A 15,396-nucleotide genomic window follows, 5' to 3' on the forward strand; every position below is an offset into this window, starting at 1 on the left:
GAGGCGCTGCACCACCGTGAACACGCTGAAGACGGCCACGCCCAACAGCGCCGCGAGGAGGATGGCGGCGATGAGGTCCTCCGACTGCAGACGGGCCCGGTAGGTGTCCAGGAGGGTCCCGATCCCGGCCTGTCCCTGCGCGAAGAACATGTCGCCGATGACGGCGCCGGTGACGGAGAGCCCCGCGGCGGTGCGCAGACTCGTGATGACCGACGGCAGGGCGGCGGGCAGCTGCAGGGACAGCAGGCGCCGCCAGCGTCCGGCCCGCCCCAGGGTGAACAGGTCGTGGAGGTCGCGGTCCACCGACTGGAGGCCGAACAGGGTCATCGACACGACCGGGAAGAACGCGATGAGGACGCAGACGATGGTTCTGGCCGGGAGCCCGTAACCGAACCACAGGCCGATCAGGGGCACGATCGCCAGCACGGGGACGACCTGGAGCACGACCGCGTAGGGGTAGACGACGCGTTCGATCGCGCGGGACTGGCTCATCAGCACCGCCGCGGCCACACCCAGGACCGCGGCGAGGAACAGCCCGAGCAGGGCCACCTGGGCGGTGACCGCCAGCGCGCGGAGCATGGTCCCCAGGGTGAGGGGGTCGAGCAGCGAGTGGGTGAGGACCCGGTGCGGCGGGGGCAGGAGGAACCGGCGGTCCTCGCTGAGCACGAGGTAGGACACCGCGTACCAGGCGGTGAGCGCGAGCAGCACCGAGACCAGAGGCGGAAGCGCCCCGTGCCGGCGCGACCGGCGGGCTGCGGCCGGTGCGGTCCCGGGGACGTCGGGCACGGACCGCCGGGCGTTGGAGGCGGGGCCGGTGTGGCGGGTGGGGAGTGTGTCAACCATCAGCTCACCCCGTTCAGGGCGGTGCCGACCTCGCGCACCCGCTCATGGAAGCCGGGTTCGTGGCGGAAGCCGGGCGTGCGCGGGTGAGCGGCCGGGTTGTCGACGATCCGCACGATCCTGCCCGGCCGGGGTGACATGACCACGATCCGCGAGGCCAGGAAGACGGCTTCGGAGACCGAGTGGGTGACGAACAGGGCGGTGAATCCGTGGGCGGTGTGCAGGCGCAGCAGTTCCTCCTGCATGCGCAGGCGGGTGAGGTCGTCCAGGGCACCGAAGGGCTCGTCCAGGAGCATCAGCTCCGGGCGCAGGGCCAGAGCCCGGGCCAGGGACACCCGCATGCGCATGCCGCCGGACAGCTCGCCGGGCAGGCCGGCGGCGAACTCGGTGAGCCCGACCGCCTCGATCGCCGCCTCCACCCGGGCACGGCGCTCCGCCCGGCCCACGCCCCGCAGGCGGGCCGACAGCTCCACGTTGGCCCGCACGCTCCGCCAGGGCAGGAGAGTGGGCGACTGGAAGATCACCCCGGTGGATTCGGGCCCCACCGCCACCGTCCCCGCCGTGGGGGCCTCCAGCCCGGCGGCCAGGCGCAGGAGCGTGGACTTCCCGCACCCCGAGGCGCCGAGCACCGCGACGAACTCGCCCCGGGACAGTTCGAGGTCGACCTCCGACAGCGCCAGTGTGCCGGTCGGGTAGCGCAGGTCCACCCCGGCGAAGGTGACGTCCGCCGGTGTGTGATGAGTCGGTGCGTCAGCGTGCCTGACGGTCTCGTAGAGCTTCACTACGCCCCATCCCCTCGGGTGTAGGCCGTCGCATGATTGCATGCAACCTGTGGTGAAATAGAGAGTAAAGGCGCTCTGTTGAATGCAGGTTGCCGAATATTTCGCCGAGATTGCTTGATATCGCATGCTGATCGGGAAGCCCTGACATGCGGACGACCCAGCACGCGGAATCGGCCGCGAGTTCCCCCGTCCCGGCCCGGGGCGGGACGGCGGCGGCCGGGAGGTTCATACGATGGGTGGCGACCTCGAACACGCGGGAACGCCCGCGACGAAAGGAGCCCCGGTGGCTGACGTGCCCGAACGCGCCCTGGTCGTGATGGCCCATCCCGACGACGCCGACTTCGCCTGTGCCGGAACCGTGGCGCTGTGGACCGAGGCCGGAACCGAGGTGGTCTACCTGATGGTCACCGACGGCGAGGCCGGCGGGGACGAGATCACCCTGGACAGCTCGGAGATCGCCGCGATGCGCCGGGAGGAGCAGCGCCGGGCCGCGGCCGAGGTCGGGGTCAAGGACGTGCGCTTCCTCGGGTACCCGGACGGAAGGGTGCTGGCCTCCCTCGACCTGCGCCGCGACATCTCGCGGGTGATCCGCCGGGTCCGGCCCGGGCGCGTGATCATCCCCAGCCCCGAACGCGACTGGGACAGCATCGCCGCCAGCCACCCCGACCACATGGCCACCGGAGAGGCCACCCTCAACGCGGTCTTCCCGGACGCGCGCAACCCGCACGCACACCGTGAACTCCTCGCCGACGAGGGCCTGGCCCCGTGGACCGTCCCCGAGGTCTGGGTCGTCGGCGGCCCCAAGCCCAACCACTACTCGGACATCACCGACGTCTTCGAGCGCAAGGTGGCGGCGCTGACCGCGCACGAGAGCCAGATCGGGGACATCGCGGAGCTGGAGCCGATGCTGCGCCAGTGGATGGCCGCCAACGCCGCCGAGGCAGGGCTCCCCGTGGGCCGCCTGGCCGAGGTCTTCCAGATCGTCCAGACCGCCTGAGCCGAACCCGGGGGCGCTGTCGCGCGGCTCCGCGACCGCACCCCGTGGTGCCACGGCTCCCGGGCCGCGACCGCAGCATCGCCCGGGTTGCGACTCATACCCTTCAGGGGTATAAGTGGATCTTGAGAATACCCCCTCAGGGTATCCGAGTGCGACAGGGGCGTACCCCCTGGGAGGAGCCACCACCATGGGCCATCACGACCACAGGGCACCGGAGGACACCGTTCAGGACGGAGTCGCCATCTGCCCGGTGATGCCGGACAACACGGTCGTCAAGGCCGAGGCCGAAGCCGCCGGCCTCGTCCGCGACCACGGCGGCCGGCGGTACTGGCTCTGCTGCTCCTGCTGCGGCCCACGTTTCGACGCGGACCCCGAGCGCTACACCGGGGCGGCCTGAACATGGCCTGGGAACGGCGAGGCCTGGCACGGATCGCCCTGGCAGGCGTGATCGGGGCGGCCCAGGAGGCGGTTCGGCTGGAGCGGGCCCGCACCGAGACCTCCCCGCCCACCGCCGCCGACACGCGTTCCGCGCTCCGGTCCCGGGCCGCTGTCACCTGCCTCGTGGGCTGCCTGACACGCTCGTTGGCCCCGGACGCCCCTGTTCCCCCGCTCCCCCGGGGGTGCGGGGGAACAGGGGCCTAGGGACACGGCGGGAACCCGGGAGACGAGACCCCCGGTGCGCTCGGCCGGGGGCGCCCGCCCCGGCGGAAGGGGAACGCCGTCACGACATATCCTCGAACGGTGACGAACACGCTCCGCGTCCACAGCCCCGCCGAGGCGGCCGCCCGGGTACGCGAGGTCCTCGGCCCGGGGCCGGTGGTCGCGCTGACCGGCGCGGGGATCTCGACGGACTCGGGCATCCCCGACTACCGTGGCCCGGACTCACCGCCCCGCACACCCATGACCTACCAGGAGTTCGTCGGCGACGCCGTGTTCCGGCGCCACTACTGGGCCCGCAACCACGTCGGCCGGCGCCACGTGGAGAACACCAGGCCCAACGACGGCCACCGCGCCCTGGCCGACCTCGAACGCGCCGGCGTGGTGTCCGGGGTGATCACCCAGAACGTCGACACCCTGCACGAGGCCGCGGGCAGCAGCCGCGTCATCGACCTGCACGGCCGCTACGACCGGGTGGTCTGCATGGGGTGCCGTGCGGTGACCGGCCGCGAGGAGCTGGCCGAACGCCTCACCGAACTCAATCCCGGCTTCGCCGCCGAGGTGGCCGACATCGAGGTCGCCCCCGACGCCGACGCCGTCCTGGCCTCCACCGAGCACTTCCGGGTGGCCGACTGCTCCTCCTGCGGCGGCGTCCTCAAACCGGACATCGTGTACTTCGGCGAGAACGTGCCCAAGCCCCGGGTACTGGAGGCCTACGCGATGGTCGACCACGCGGCCGGGCTGTTGGTAGCGGGGTCGTCCCTGACGGTCTTCTCCGGACGAAGGTTCGTGAAGCACGCCGTCAGCCGGGGCAGACCCGTGGTGATCCTGAACCGCGGCGCGACCCGCGCGGACGACATCGCGACCCTGACAGTGGAGCACGGCTGCTCCGAGGTCCTGCGCGCGCTGGCGGACGCCTACCTCGCCGAGCGCTAGGAGACGGGCGGCACGGTGCCCGGGCCCGGCCGGAACACGCGCCCCGGCTCCGCTTCCGGTTCAGGTGTTCGCCTCCCGCCCGTATGCCCTGTTCCCAAGTGCCGCGCGTGTGCGTTACGGTAATGGTTATCGTTTTCATTAATGGGAGGGTCTTCCCCGATGAAAGAAGTGACCGCACCCCTGCGCGTGGTCGTGGTCTCCGGGCTGCACCGGCTCGCCCGCCGCAGCACCGTGGACGACCTGATCACAGCCGTGCCGGGCTCCATCGCCGTCCACCACGACCTCGACGGCATCGCCGAGGGCATCGTCCACCGCGTCACCCGTGACCGCTGGGGAACCCTCGGCCACAGCCGTGTCGACCTGGACCACCTGTGTGCCTCCTGCACCCTGCGCGAGGACCTCATCCCCACCCTGCTGGACCTGGCCGAGCGCGGCGAGCACACCCTGTGCGTGGTGGAGACCTGGGACGGGGTCGAGCCCCGTTCCGTGGCCGAACTCGTCTCCTCCCACGAGGAGCTGCGACTGGCCACCGTCGTCACCGCGGTGGACTCCGAGCGCCTGCTCCCGGACCTGGCCAGCCTCGACGACCTAGCCGACCGGTCCCTGGACATCGCCGTGGAGGACGAGCGCACCGTCGCCGAGGTCCTCTCCCACCAGGTCGAGTACCCCACGGTGCTCGCGTTGCACGGCGCCCGACACCGCGACGAGGCCCGGGCACTCGTCGAGCACCTGAACCCGGCGGCCGTGGTGGTCCCGCCCGGCGGCGGACTGATCGCCCTCACCGAGGGCCGCTTCGACCCCGAGAGCGCCGCCAACCGGCTCAACCCGGCGTGGGCCCAGTACTCCGACCTCGCCGACGGCCGTGTCAGCACCGTCGTGTGGACCCGCAAGCGCCCGCTCCACCCGGTCCGCCTGCACGAGTCCCTGGAGCGGATCGTCGCCTCCGGGGTACGCGGGCGCGGCCGGGTCTGGCTGGCCAGCAGGCCCGACACCCTCCTGGTGTGGGACGCCTACAACGACGCACTGATCCTGGAGAGCGCGGGCCCCTGGCTGGGCGCCCTGCCCGAGGCCGCCCTCGACATGGTCTCCGAGACCCGCCGCACCTCGGCGCTCCTGGACTGGGACCCGGTGGTCGGCGACCGCCGCCAGCACCTGGCCTTCACCGGGGTCGACCTGGACGCCGAACGGCTCGTCGAACTCCTCGACTCCTGCCTGCTCACCGACGAGGAGGCCGGCCGCCCTCTGGCCGAGGACCCCTTCGCCGACGCGATCTGACCCACCGGCACACCCGCGCAGAACAACACCCGAAGGCCGACCCGAGGAGGACTCCCATGCCACCGAAGACCCGCCGACCCAGCGGACGCGACACCTCGCGCCGGTTCGCCAACCCCCTGGGCGAGGCCGACCACGTCGACTACAAGGACACGAACCTGCTCCGCAAGTTCATCTCGGAGAAGGGGAAGATCCGCAGCCGCCGGGTCACCCGCGTCACCGCCCGCCAGCAGCGCCTGATCGCCGCGGCCGTCAAGAACGCCCGCGAGATGGCCCTGCTGCCGTACCCGTCCTCGACCAAGCAGAGCTGATCCGGGACCGGCCCGGCGGACCGACGGAGCCGTCTCGGCGGCACCGGCGAACCGTCCGGGACCACCGGCCCCGGCTCGCGGGCCGGGGCCGCCCTGACCGGCAGCACACCGAAAGCGGGGCCGACCGTTCGCCATCCGGTCGGCCCGGGTGGGTTCCCGGGGCACTCTCCCTCCTCCGGGACCCCCTCCCCCGCCCCGGGAGCCCCACCACCACGGGCAGCGTCCCCCACCGGGGCACCACGCCCCGAGTCAGACGGGTTCGGGAACCCCGGCCAGAGCCGCCGGAGCGAGCACGCGCAGGAACGGGACCACCGCGAGGACGGCCAGCACCGCGAAGAACCCGAAGGCGGACCGCTCCCCCACCAGCTCGGCCGACAGTCCGACCAGCACGGCGCCCTACGGCATCGCGCCCCAGCTGAACAGACGTGCCGCGGCGCTGTAGCGGCCCAGCATCTCCGAGCCGACGATCCGCTGCCCGAGGGTGCGCGCGTTGACCGACCACAGGGTGCCGCCCGTCCCGCCGGGCTCACTCCTTGGGCGGGGCCGTACTGTCGCGTCGGATCAGGCGGGTGGCCAGCTCCACCCGGGTGGTCTCGGGCTGGTTGCCGCTGATGAGGTCGAACAGCATGCGGGTGGCCATCTGCGCCATGTCGCGCAGCGGCTGCCGGACGGTGGTCAGCGGCGGGGTCGCCCACTCGGCCTCGGGGAGGTCGTCGAAGCCCACCACCGAGACGTCGTCCGGCACGCTCAGGCCCCGCTTGTACAGGACCTCGTAGGCGCCGCGGGCCATCTGGTCCGAGCCCGCGAAGATCGCCGTGGGCGGTTCGGGCAGGTCGAGCAGGTCCTCGGTGAGGTCCTTTCCGGTCCCGGCCATGAAGTCGCCGTGGGTGACGTACCCGTCGAGCACGGGCAGCCCGGCGTCGCGCATGGCGCTGCGGTACCCGTCCACCCGGGCCCGGCTGCACATCACGTCGGGCGGTCCGGCGAGCATCGCGATGCGCCGGTGGCCCAGGCCGATGAGGTGCTCGGTGGCGGTGAGGCCCCCGTCCCAGTTGGCCGCGCCCACCGCCGGGACCTCGCGGGCGGGGTCGCCGACGGGGTCGACGGTCACCACCGGGATGCCGAGGGCGTCCAGCTGGGCCTGCTGCTGGGAGGAGAGCTCGGACAGCACCAGGACCACACCGTCGGAGTGCCGGGCCTGGAGGTTGTCCAGCCACTTGCGGCCGGGCCTGCTGCGCTTGCGGTCGTGCACGGCGGAGACGACGATCCCGAAACCGGCGTCGTGCGTGACCTCCTCGACCCCGGTGAGGATCTCCATCGCCCAGGGACTCCCCAGGTCCAGGAAGACGAGGTCGATCAGGCCGACGGGGCGGCGTTCCCGGTGGCGTCGCGGCTGGTAACGGTGCTGCTCCAGGAGCCGTTCCACCTGGCGGCGGGTGTCGGCCGCGACGTCGAGATGACCGTTGATCACCTTGGAGACGGTCGAGACGGAAACCCCCGCCTCACCGGCGATCTCGGCCAGGGTTGGGCGTCGCTTCGCCATGTGCCTCCTCGTCGTCGGGGGAACCGGCTTCCCCGTGCTCCGCTGCGCTGGATTCTATCCCGAAACTTTTCGAAGTCCACACCGCAACCTCCTCGCAACCAAACAGCCCCTTGACGTGGACGCGAGGACAACTTAGCGTCAGCCTTCCCGAAAGCTATCGGAAACATTTCGAAAGCTTTCGGTGCCCCCCGGAACAAACGGAAGAACGGTGTACACGCCATGAGTCGCACCCACCGGATACGTGTGATCGGCAGTACCTCCCTGGCCCTCTCCCTCCTCCTCGCCACCGGCTGCGGAACCTCGGGCCCCGGTGGCGGCGACGCCATGCAGGTCTGGGCGCTGGAGGACGCTGCGGTCAACGAGATTGTCGAGCAGCGCATCGAGGCGTTCAACGGGACCCAGGACGTCCCGACCGAGCTCGTCACCTTCGTCAACGACGCCTACAAGCAGCGCCTCCAGGTGGCGCTCGGCTCCCCCAACGCCCCCGACGTGTTCTTCAACTGGGGCGGCGGCAACCTCGCCCAGTACACCCAGCAGGACCAGGTCTTCGACCTCACGCAGGCCCTGGAGGACAACCCCGAGTTCCGCGACGCCTTCCTGCCCAGCGTCCTCGACGTGGCCGCCATCGACGGCTCCTACTACGGAGTGCCCCTCCTCGGGGTCCAGCCGGTCGTCATGTACTACAACAAGCCCGTCCTGGAGGCGGCCGGCCTGGAGCCCCCGGAGACCTTCGACGACCTCTACGAGGCGATCGACGTCCTCCAGGAGGAGGGCGTCACCCCGATCGTCCTGCCCGGAGCCCAGGGCTGGACCCAGCTGATGTGGTTCTCCTACCTGGTGGACCGGATCGGCGGCCCGGACGTGTTCCAGGCCGTCGTGGACGGTGAGGAGGGCTCCTGGGAGGACCCCGCCGTCCTGGAGGCCCTGGAGATGTGCCAGGACCTGGTCGACCGCGGCGCGTTCGGCAACAACTTCACCTCCATCGACTACGACAACGGGAGCGCGTCCGCCCTCCTGGCCAACGGCGACTCCGCGATGTTCCTGATGGGCAGCTGGGACATCTCCCGCCAGATGGAGGACAGCCCCGAGTTCGTCGAGAACGACGAGCTCGGCTTCACCGCCTTCCCCGTCGTGGAGGGCGGCGCGGGCGAGCCCAACGCGATCGTCGGCAACCCCAGCAACTACTTCTCGATCAACAGCGACAGCGAGCACACCGAGACCGCGGTCGACTTCCTCGTCGAGACCCTCGCCTCCGACGAGTACGTGAGCGACCTGATCGACGTCGGCCAGGTGCCCCCCATCGAAGGCATCGAGGAGCAGCTCCAGGAGAGCGACCACGCCGAGTTCGCCACCTTCACCCACGGGCTGGTCTCGGACGCGCCGACCTTCACCCAGTCGTGGGACCAGGCGCTGGACCCGGCCGTGGCCGAGGCCATGCTGACCAACCTCCAGCTGGTCTTCATCGGTGACATCACCCCGGAGGAGTTCGGCCAGGCCATGGAGCAGACCCGGTGAGAACCTCCGCCACGGAGCGGCCCGGATTCGTCTGGGTCGCTCCGGCCCTGCTCTTCTTCGGCCTGTTCGGACTGGCCCCGGTGCTCATCGTCGGCTACCTGAGCTTCACCTCGTGGCGCGGGCTGGGCGACCCCGAGTGGGTCGGTCTGGCCAACTGGGCGGCGCTGCCGGGCGACGGCCAGGTCCGCGGCGGGCTCGTGATCACCATGACCCTGACCGCCCTGTGCTGGGTGACCCAGACACCGCTGGCACTGGCCTTCGGTGTCTGGTCGGCCGGCCCCCAACGCGTCCGCGCGGTGGTGAGCGCGGTGTTCTTCCTGCCGCTGCTGCTGTCCACCGCCGCCATCGCCCTGGTGTGGAAGGCCCTGCTCGACCCGAACTTCGGGATTCCCGCCCAGGTCAGCGAGTGGCTCGGGTTGAGCCACAGCAACGTGCTCGGCCACTCGTCACTGGCCCTGTACGCGATCGTGTTCATCGTGCTGTGGCAGTTCCTGCCGTTCCACATGCTCCTGTACCAGGCGGCCGCCCGGCAGGTACCGCGGTCGCTCTACGAGGCCGCCGAACTGGACGGGGCCTCCGGTGTCCAGCGCTTCCTGCGCATCACCGTCCCGCAGCTGCGCCACACGATCATCGCGTCGTCGGTGCTGATGCTGGTCGGGTCCATGACCTACTTCGAAACCGTCCTGCTGCTGACCGCGGGCGGCCCGGGCAACGCCACCCGCATCCTGCCGCTGCACATGTACAACCAGGGCTTCGTCGCCTTCGAGATGGGCTACGCGAGTGCCATCGCGGTGCTGCTGGTGATCCTGGGAACCGGACTGTCACTGCTGGTGGTGCGGGCGACCGGCTACTCCCGCATGACCAGCCAGAGAGAGGGAATGTGACATGGCCACCGGAACAAGGCCCGGAACGAGTCCGGGCACGGGGCCGGGGGCGGGTTCGGGCTCGCCGGGCCGTCGCGGTACGGGTTCGGGGAGCGGCCCGGGCCGGGGACCGCGCCGGGGCCCCGCCGCGCGCCTGGTGGCGCTGCTGCGGCCCCGGCCCGGCAGCCGCCCGGCCTACGGGGCGGGGATCGGCGCGGCCCTGTGGCTGCTGGTCGTGTGCGTGCCCCTGTACTACCTGGTCGCGACGAGCCTGCGCGGGCCGGGCGACTACATGTCGCAGGGTCCCCTGTCCGTCCCCGAGACCCTCACCCTGGACAACTACCGCAACGTCTTCGAGGTCGGGTTCCTCGGCTTCCTGACCAACAGCCTGATCGTGGCGTTCGGGGCCATCCTCCTGGTCCTGCTCGTGGCGGTGCCCGCCGCGTTCGCCATCGTGCGCAGCCGCAGCCGCGCGGTCCGGATCAGCTTCACGCTGTTCCTGCTGGGGCTGGCGGTGCCGGCGCAGGCCGTGATCATCCCGATCTACCTGATCATCACCCGGCTGAACCTGTACGACAGCCTGCCCGCGATCATCCTGCCGACCGCCGCGTTCACGCTCCCGATCTCCATCGTCGTGCTCACCAGCTCGCTGCGGGACGTGCCCGGGGAGCTGTACGAGGCGATGGCCCTGGACGGGGCCGCCACCTGGCAGGTGTTCCTCCGGCTGGTCCTGCCGCTGTCGCGCCCCGGCGTGGTGACGGTGGCGATCTTCGTCGGCCTCAACGCCTGGAACAACTTCATCTTCCCGCTCGTGCTCACCCAGAGCGAGTCCAACCGGGTCCTGCCCCTGGGGCTGTGGGCGTTCCAGACCCAGTACGGGACCGACGTGCCCGGACTGATGGCCGCGGTCGTGCTGTCCACCATCCCCATCCTGGCCCTGTACCTGTTCGGCCGCAGACACCTGCTGAGCGGCCTGGCCGCCGGTTTCGGCAAGTAGGCACGGGCCTTTCGGCCCTCCCCGTACCCCCACCGCAGAAAGGTCACGATGACGACCGCTCCCGCAGCTGGCACTGGCACCGGCAGCCGCACCGGAACCATCACCAACCCGGTCCTGCCCGGCTTCCATCCCGACCCCTCGATCCTGAGGGTCGGCCAGGACTACTACCTGGCCACCTCCACCTTCGAGTGGAGCCCGGGCGTGCTGTTGCACCACTCCCGGGACCTGGTCCACTGGCGCCCGCTCGGCGGGGTCCTGGACGAGGACCGCCTCCTCGACCTCACCGGGCACCGCGACGGCGCGGGCGTGTGGGCGCCCTGCCTGTCCTGGAAGGACGGGGTGTTCCACCTGATCTTCACCGACGTGGAGAACTACGCCGAGGGCTTCTGGGACACGCCCAACTACGTGGTCACCGCGTCCTCGCTCGACGGCCCCTGGAGCGACCCCGCGCCGATCCACGCCATGGGGTTCGACCCGTCCCTCTTCCACGACGAGGACGGCCGGAGCTGGGTGACCAGCAGTCTGATGGACTGGCGGCCGGGGCACCACGCGTTCGCCGGGATCGTGCTCCAGGAGCTGGACACCGAGTGGATGCGGCTCCTGGGCGAGCCGAGGGTGATCTTCGAGGGCACGTCCGCCCGGGTGACCGAGGCCCCGCACCTGTACCGGGAGAACGGCTGGTACTACCTGGTGACCGCCGAGGGCGGGACGCAGTGGGACCACCAGGTGACGGTGGCCAGGTCCCGGGAGATCACCGGCCCCTACGAGGTGGACCCGGCCGGTCCCACCCTGTCCTCCCGCGAGCATCCGTCCCTGCCCCTGCAGAAGGCCGGGCACGGGAGCCTGGTCAGCACCCCCGACGGCGAGTGGTTCCTGGCCCACCTGACCTCGCGTCCGCTCACCGAACGCGGCCGCTGCGTGCGCGGGCGCGAGACGGCCCTGCAGCGGGTGGAGTGGGTGGACGGCTGGCCCCGGGTCGAGGGCGGCGTCCCGCACGAGGAGGTCGAGGGGCCCGCCCTGGAGCCGCACCCGTGGCCGGAGGTCCCCGCGAGGGACGACTTCGACGCCCCGCTGCTGCGCCCGGAGTGGAGCACTCTGCGGCGCCACGTGGACGAGGGGTGGGTCTCGTTGAACGAACGCCCCGGTCACCTGCGCATCGAGGGCGGGCAGTCGCCCTCCGGAACCCGCGGCCCGAGCCTGGTGGCCCGCCGGGTGCAGCACGAGCGGTGCGTGATGGAGACGGTGATGGAGTTCTCCACCGACACCTTCCAGCGGATGGCCGGGCTGACCGCGTACTACAACATGCGGCAGTGGCACTACCTGCGCGTGGGCTTCGACGAGGCGGACGGGCTGTTCGCCGGGGTGCTCAGCTCCGACCGCGGCCGGGTGCGCGAGGTGGGCGAGCGCGTGGACGTGCGCGGCTGGGAGCGGTTTCACCTGCGCGCCGAGATCGACGGGGCGGAGCTGCGGTTCGCCCTGTCCCCGGACGGCCGCGAGTGGACCTCCGTCGGCGGGGTCCTGGACGCGAGCATCCTGTCCGACGACTACGCGGAGGAGCGCGCGGCCGACGGTGAGACCGCGACCGTCTGGGGCTTCACCGGGGCCTTCCTCGGGCTGTGGGTCCACGACCTGACCGGCACCGGTTGCCACGCCGACTTCGACTTCGCCACGTACCGGGGGTCCGACGGCTGAGCCGTGGCCGCCCCGGACGAAGGGGGCGCTCTCCGGGTCCCGGAGAGCGCCCCCACCCGGTTCCGGGGCCGGTCCCGGTTCAGGATTCGGCAGAGCCCACTCCGTACCTTTACTACGTAGATTCTTAGTAGATTCGGACGTCAGACCCCTCCCCCGCCCGCCCCGGAACCTCTCTTCCCCCGTGTGCCACCCGGGTGGTGCCTGAGCGCCGCCCCTGCCGCGCGGGGAGCGGCGGCGCCGGCTGAGGCCGTCGGGCGGAGCAGCGTCCGCTCCCCCGGTCGAGGTTCCGCGTCCCTGTCCGTTGTCGGTGGAGACGAGTAGGGTTCTGCCCATCCAGGCAGAAACACCCCTGTTCTCCGGAGACCACATGAACTCCCCGGTCCTCACCCAACTCATCGGCGGGCTCGCCAGTGGTGACGTCGAGATCGTCGACCTCACCACCCGGTTGAGCGCGAACACCCCCACGCTCCAGCTCCCCGCGCCCTTCGCCAACCTCGTCGACTTCGGTCTCGAACAGGTCAGCGCCTACGACGAGCCCGGGCCGTTCTGGAAGCACCACAACATCCGCACCGGCGAGCACGTCGGCACCCACCTGGACGCGCCCGTGCACTGGGTGACCGGGAAGGGCGGCCGGGACGTCTCCCAGATCCCGATGAGCCGTCTGGTGGGGCCCGCCGCGGTCGTCGACGTGAGCGCGGAGGTGGGCAAGGATCCCGACTTCCTGCTGGAGGTCGAGCACATCCGCGCCTGGGAGGCCGAGCACGGACCCCTGGAGAACGGTTCCTGGCTGCTGCTGCGCACCGGCTGGGACCAGTACGGGCACGACCAGGACCTCTTCCTGAACACCGACGAGAACGGTTCGCACACCCCCGGGGTCTCCGCCGAGTGCGCGCGGTGGCTCGCCGAGGACAGCCCCGTCTCGGGGTTCGGGGTCGAGACGGTGGGGATCGACGCCGGCAACGCCATGAGCCTCGACCCGCCGTTCCCGGTGCACCACCACCTGCTCGGCAACGACCGGTACGGGGTCACCTCCCTGCGCAACCTCGCCCAACTGCCGCCGACCGGCGCCGTGGTCGTGGTCAGCCCGCTGCCCATCCTGGACGGAACCGGCAGTCCCGCCCGGGTCATCGCGTTCGTGGACCGAAGAGCCGAGGAGCCCCGTGCCTGACGAGAACCTCCCTGCCGACACCCCTTCCACCGTCGCCGACCTGGTCGGGCGCGCCCTGGCGCAGTTGGGGGTCGGGCACGTGTTCGGGGTGGTGGGCAGCGGCAACTTCCATGTCACGAACTCCCTGCGCCACCACGGCGTGCCCTTCACCGCGGCCCGGCACGAGGGCGGCGCCGCCGTCATGGCCGACGCCTACGCCCGCATGTCCGATCGGGTCGGCGTGCTCAGCGTCCACCAGGGCTGCGGGCTCACCAACGCGCTGACCGGGATCGGAGAGGCCGCCAAGAGCCGCACCCCGCTGCTGGTCCTGGCCGCCGACACCGACCCGGCCGCGGTACGCTCCAACTTCGCCGTCGACCAGGACGCCCTGGCCCGGGCCGTGGGCGCGGTACCCGAACGCGTGCACTCGGCGGACTCCGCGGTCGCCGACACCGTGCGGGCCTTCCGCACCGCCCTGCACGAGCGGCGCACGGTCGTGCTGAACCTGCCCCTGGGCGTCCAGGCCCAGGACGCTCCCGAGGACGCCCCCCTGACCGTGCGCCCGCCGGCCCGGCCGGCACCGGTGCGCCCGGCGGCGGAGTCCGTGGCCTCACTGGTGGAACTGGTGCGCGCGGCCGAACGCCCGGTGTTCGTGGCCGGGCGGGGTGCCCGGGGCGCGGGGCCGCAGATCGCCGCGCTCGCCCGGCACGCGGGGGCCCTGCTGGCGACGTCGGCGGTGGCGTCAGGGCTGTTCGAGGGCGAGGAGTTCTCACTGGGGATCTCCGGTGGCTTCTCCTCCCCGCTCACCGCCGAGCTCATCGCCGGAGCCGACCTGCTGGTGGGCTGGGGCTGCGCGCTCAACATGTGGACGACGCGGCACGGGAGGCTCGTCGCCCCCGGGGCCAGGGTGGTCCAGGTCGACCTGGAGGACGCTGCGCTGGGTGCGCACCGGCCGATCGACCTCGGGGTGCTCGGGGACACGGCCGCGACCGCCCGTGACGCCCTGGCCGTCCTCCGCGGGATCCGGCCCGAGCCCTCCCCCGGGCTGAGGACCCCGGAGACGGCTGCCCGTATCTCCGCCGAGTCCCGCTGGCAGGACCTGCCGGTCGACGACACCTCCACCCCGGACCGGATCGACCCCCGTCCGCTGACCGCGGCCCTGGACCGGATCCTGCCCCGGGAGCGGATCGTGTCGGTGGACTCGGGCAACTTCATGGGTTACCCGTCCACGCACCTGTCGGTCCCGGACGAGTTCGGGTTCTGTTTCACCCAGGCCTTCCAGTCCGTCGGACTGGGCCTGGGCACGGCGATCGGCGCGGCCGCCGCCCGGCCGGACCGCTTGCCGGTGCTGGGGACCGGTGACGGCGGTTTCCTGATGGCGGTCTCCGAACTGGAGACCGCCGTGCGCCTGGCACTGCCGCTGGTGGTGGTCGTGTACAACGACGCCGCCTACGGCGCGGAGGTCCACCACTTCGCCCCCGAGGGCGCCTTCGCTCCGGGAGGCGCCGCCCCCGGGCTCGACTCGGAGTTGGGCACGGTGGTCTTCCCGGACACCGACATCGCCGCGCTCGCCCGCGGGTACGGCGCCTCCGGGATCACCGTGCGGCGGGTGGAGGACCTCGGCGGGGTGTCCGAGTGGCTGGCCGGGGACCGGGCCGGGCCGCTGGTGGTGGACGCCAAGATCACCTCCGACGGGGGTTCGTGGTGGCTCGCTGAGGCCTTCGGCCACTGAGCCCCGCCGCTGAGCCCGGCCGAGGGGAGCGGCCGGTGGGAGCAGGCGGCGGAGACCGGCGGTGGGAACGGGCCGCCCCGCCCCCGTCAGGGCTCGAAGACCGGGAGGGCGA

Annotated in this window: 16 protein-coding genes; 12 read left to right on the forward strand and 4 right to left on the reverse strand. The window is 71.8% G+C overall.

The genetic code is table 11. From position 1 onward, the window contains the following. Both D458_RS0122625 and D458_RS0122630 read right to left on the reverse strand, forming a co-directional pair. Window positions 1-843 (reverse strand): ABC transporter permease (locus tag D458_RS0122625; RefSeq protein ID WP_017589016.1); only part of this gene is annotated, 843 nt, incomplete at its 3' end. Beyond that, the gene (locus D458_RS0122630; protein ID WP_017589017.1) at window positions 843-1,622 is read right to left on the reverse strand and encodes an ABC transporter ATP-binding protein; all 780 of its coding nucleotides are present in this window, start codon (window positions 1,620-1,622) and stop codon (window positions 843-845) included. The genes D458_RS0122630 and D458_RS0122625, both read right to left, overlap by 1 nt. Window positions 1,623-1,905: 283 nt before the next feature. Here D458_RS0122630 and D458_RS0122635 point away from each other — a divergent pair, with 283 nt between their 5' ends. The 6 genes from D458_RS0122635 (at window position 1,906) to rpsR (ending at window position 5,795) form a co-directional block, all read left to right on the forward strand. Then, the gene (locus D458_RS0122635; RefSeq protein ID WP_017589018.1) at window positions 1,906-2,619 is read left to right on the forward strand and encodes a PIG-L deacetylase family protein; all 714 of its coding nucleotides are present in this window, start codon (window positions 1,906-1,908) and stop codon (window positions 2,617-2,619) included. 187 nt (window positions 2,620-2,806) lie between these two features. After that, window positions 2,807-3,016: a hypothetical protein gene (locus D458_RS0122640; RefSeq protein WP_017589019.1), complete on the forward strand. Its 210-nt coding sequence runs from the start codon at window positions 2,807-2,809 to the stop codon at window positions 3,014-3,016. A 2-nt stretch (window positions 3,017-3,018) separates the two neighbouring features. Further along, window positions 3,019-3,261 (forward strand): hypothetical protein, encoded by a 243-nt coding sequence (locus D458_RS34025; protein ID WP_040702719.1) that lies wholly within the window; start codon window positions 3,019-3,021, stop codon window positions 3,259-3,261. 99 nt (window positions 3,262-3,360) lie between these two features. Next, a complete protein-coding gene (locus tag D458_RS0122645) occupies window positions 3,361-4,212 on the forward strand; it encodes an NAD-dependent protein deacetylase (RefSeq protein ID WP_017589020.1) in 852 nt (283 codons plus the stop codon). A 159-nt stretch (window positions 4,213-4,371) separates the two neighbouring features. Continuing rightward, window positions 4,372-5,487, forward strand: a complete 1,116-nt coding sequence (locus D458_RS0122650) for a CobW family GTP-binding protein (protein ID WP_239648043.1) — start codon at window positions 4,372-4,374, stop codon at window positions 5,485-5,487. 56 nt (window positions 5,488-5,543) lie between these two features. Beyond that, window positions 5,544-5,795 (forward strand): 30S ribosomal protein S18, encoded by a 252-nt coding sequence (gene rpsR, locus D458_RS0122655; RefSeq protein ID WP_017589022.1) that lies wholly within the window; start codon window positions 5,544-5,546, stop codon window positions 5,793-5,795. A 249-nt stretch (window positions 5,796-6,044) separates the two neighbouring features. On the opposite strand, the gene D458_RS37060 is transcribed toward rpsR, so the two are convergent. Both D458_RS37060 and D458_RS0122665 read right to left on the reverse strand, forming a co-directional pair. Next, entirely contained in the window at window positions 6,045-6,185 is a 141-nt protein-coding gene (locus D458_RS37060) for a hypothetical protein (RefSeq protein ID WP_017589023.1), read from the reverse strand. A 136-nt stretch (window positions 6,186-6,321) separates the two neighbouring features. Next, window positions 6,322-7,338: a LacI family DNA-binding transcriptional regulator gene (locus tag D458_RS0122665; RefSeq protein ID WP_017589024.1), complete on the reverse strand. Its 1,017-nt coding sequence runs from the start codon at window positions 7,336-7,338 to the stop codon at window positions 6,322-6,324. Between the two features lie 219 nt (window positions 7,339-7,557). Between D458_RS0122665 and D458_RS0122670 the strand changes: the two genes are divergently transcribed. The 6 genes from D458_RS0122670 to D458_RS0122695 all read left to right on the forward strand — a co-directional run bounded on the left by D458_RS0122670 (window position 7,558) and on the right by D458_RS0122695 (window position 15,284). Beyond that, window positions 7,558-8,853, forward strand: a complete 1,296-nt coding sequence (locus D458_RS0122670; protein WP_026119591.1) for an ABC transporter substrate-binding protein — start codon at window positions 7,558-7,560, stop codon at window positions 8,851-8,853. Beyond that, on the forward strand, window positions 8,850-9,737 hold the full coding sequence (locus D458_RS0122675) for a carbohydrate ABC transporter permease (RefSeq protein WP_017589026.1): 888 nt from the start codon (window positions 8,850-8,852) through the stop codon (window positions 9,735-9,737). Before D458_RS0122670 ends, D458_RS0122675 begins: the two co-directional genes overlap by 4 nt. 136 nt (window positions 9,738-9,873) lie before the next feature. After that, a complete protein-coding gene (locus D458_RS0122680; protein ID WP_017589027.1) occupies window positions 9,874-10,713 on the forward strand; it encodes a carbohydrate ABC transporter permease in 840 nt (279 codons plus the stop codon). 48 nt (window positions 10,714-10,761) lie between these two features. Next, complete coding sequence (locus tag D458_RS0122685) at window positions 10,762-12,405, forward strand: glycoside hydrolase family 43 protein (RefSeq protein ID WP_017589028.1); 1,644 nt, start codon at window positions 10,762-10,764, stop codon at window positions 12,403-12,405. A gap of 367 nt (window positions 12,406-12,772) precedes the next feature. After that, window positions 12,773-13,573 carry a cyclase family protein gene (locus D458_RS0122690; RefSeq protein WP_017589029.1) on the forward strand — a complete coding sequence of 267 codons (801 nt, stop codon included), beginning with the start codon at window positions 12,773-12,775 and terminating at the stop codon, window positions 13,571-13,573. Further along, window positions 13,566-15,284 (forward strand): thiamine pyrophosphate-binding protein, encoded by a 1,719-nt coding sequence (locus D458_RS0122695; protein ID WP_017589030.1) that lies wholly within the window; start codon window positions 13,566-13,568, stop codon window positions 15,282-15,284. The genes D458_RS0122690 and D458_RS0122695 overlap by 8 nt, the downstream gene beginning before the upstream one ends. Window positions 15,285-15,396 lie beyond the last annotated feature (112 nt).

This window comes from Nocardiopsis ganjiahuensis DSM 45031, assembly GCF_000341085.1.
In the GTDB taxonomy this organism is placed as follows: Bacteria; Actinomycetota; Actinomycetes; order Streptosporangiales; family Streptosporangiaceae; genus Nocardiopsis; species Nocardiopsis ganjiahuensis.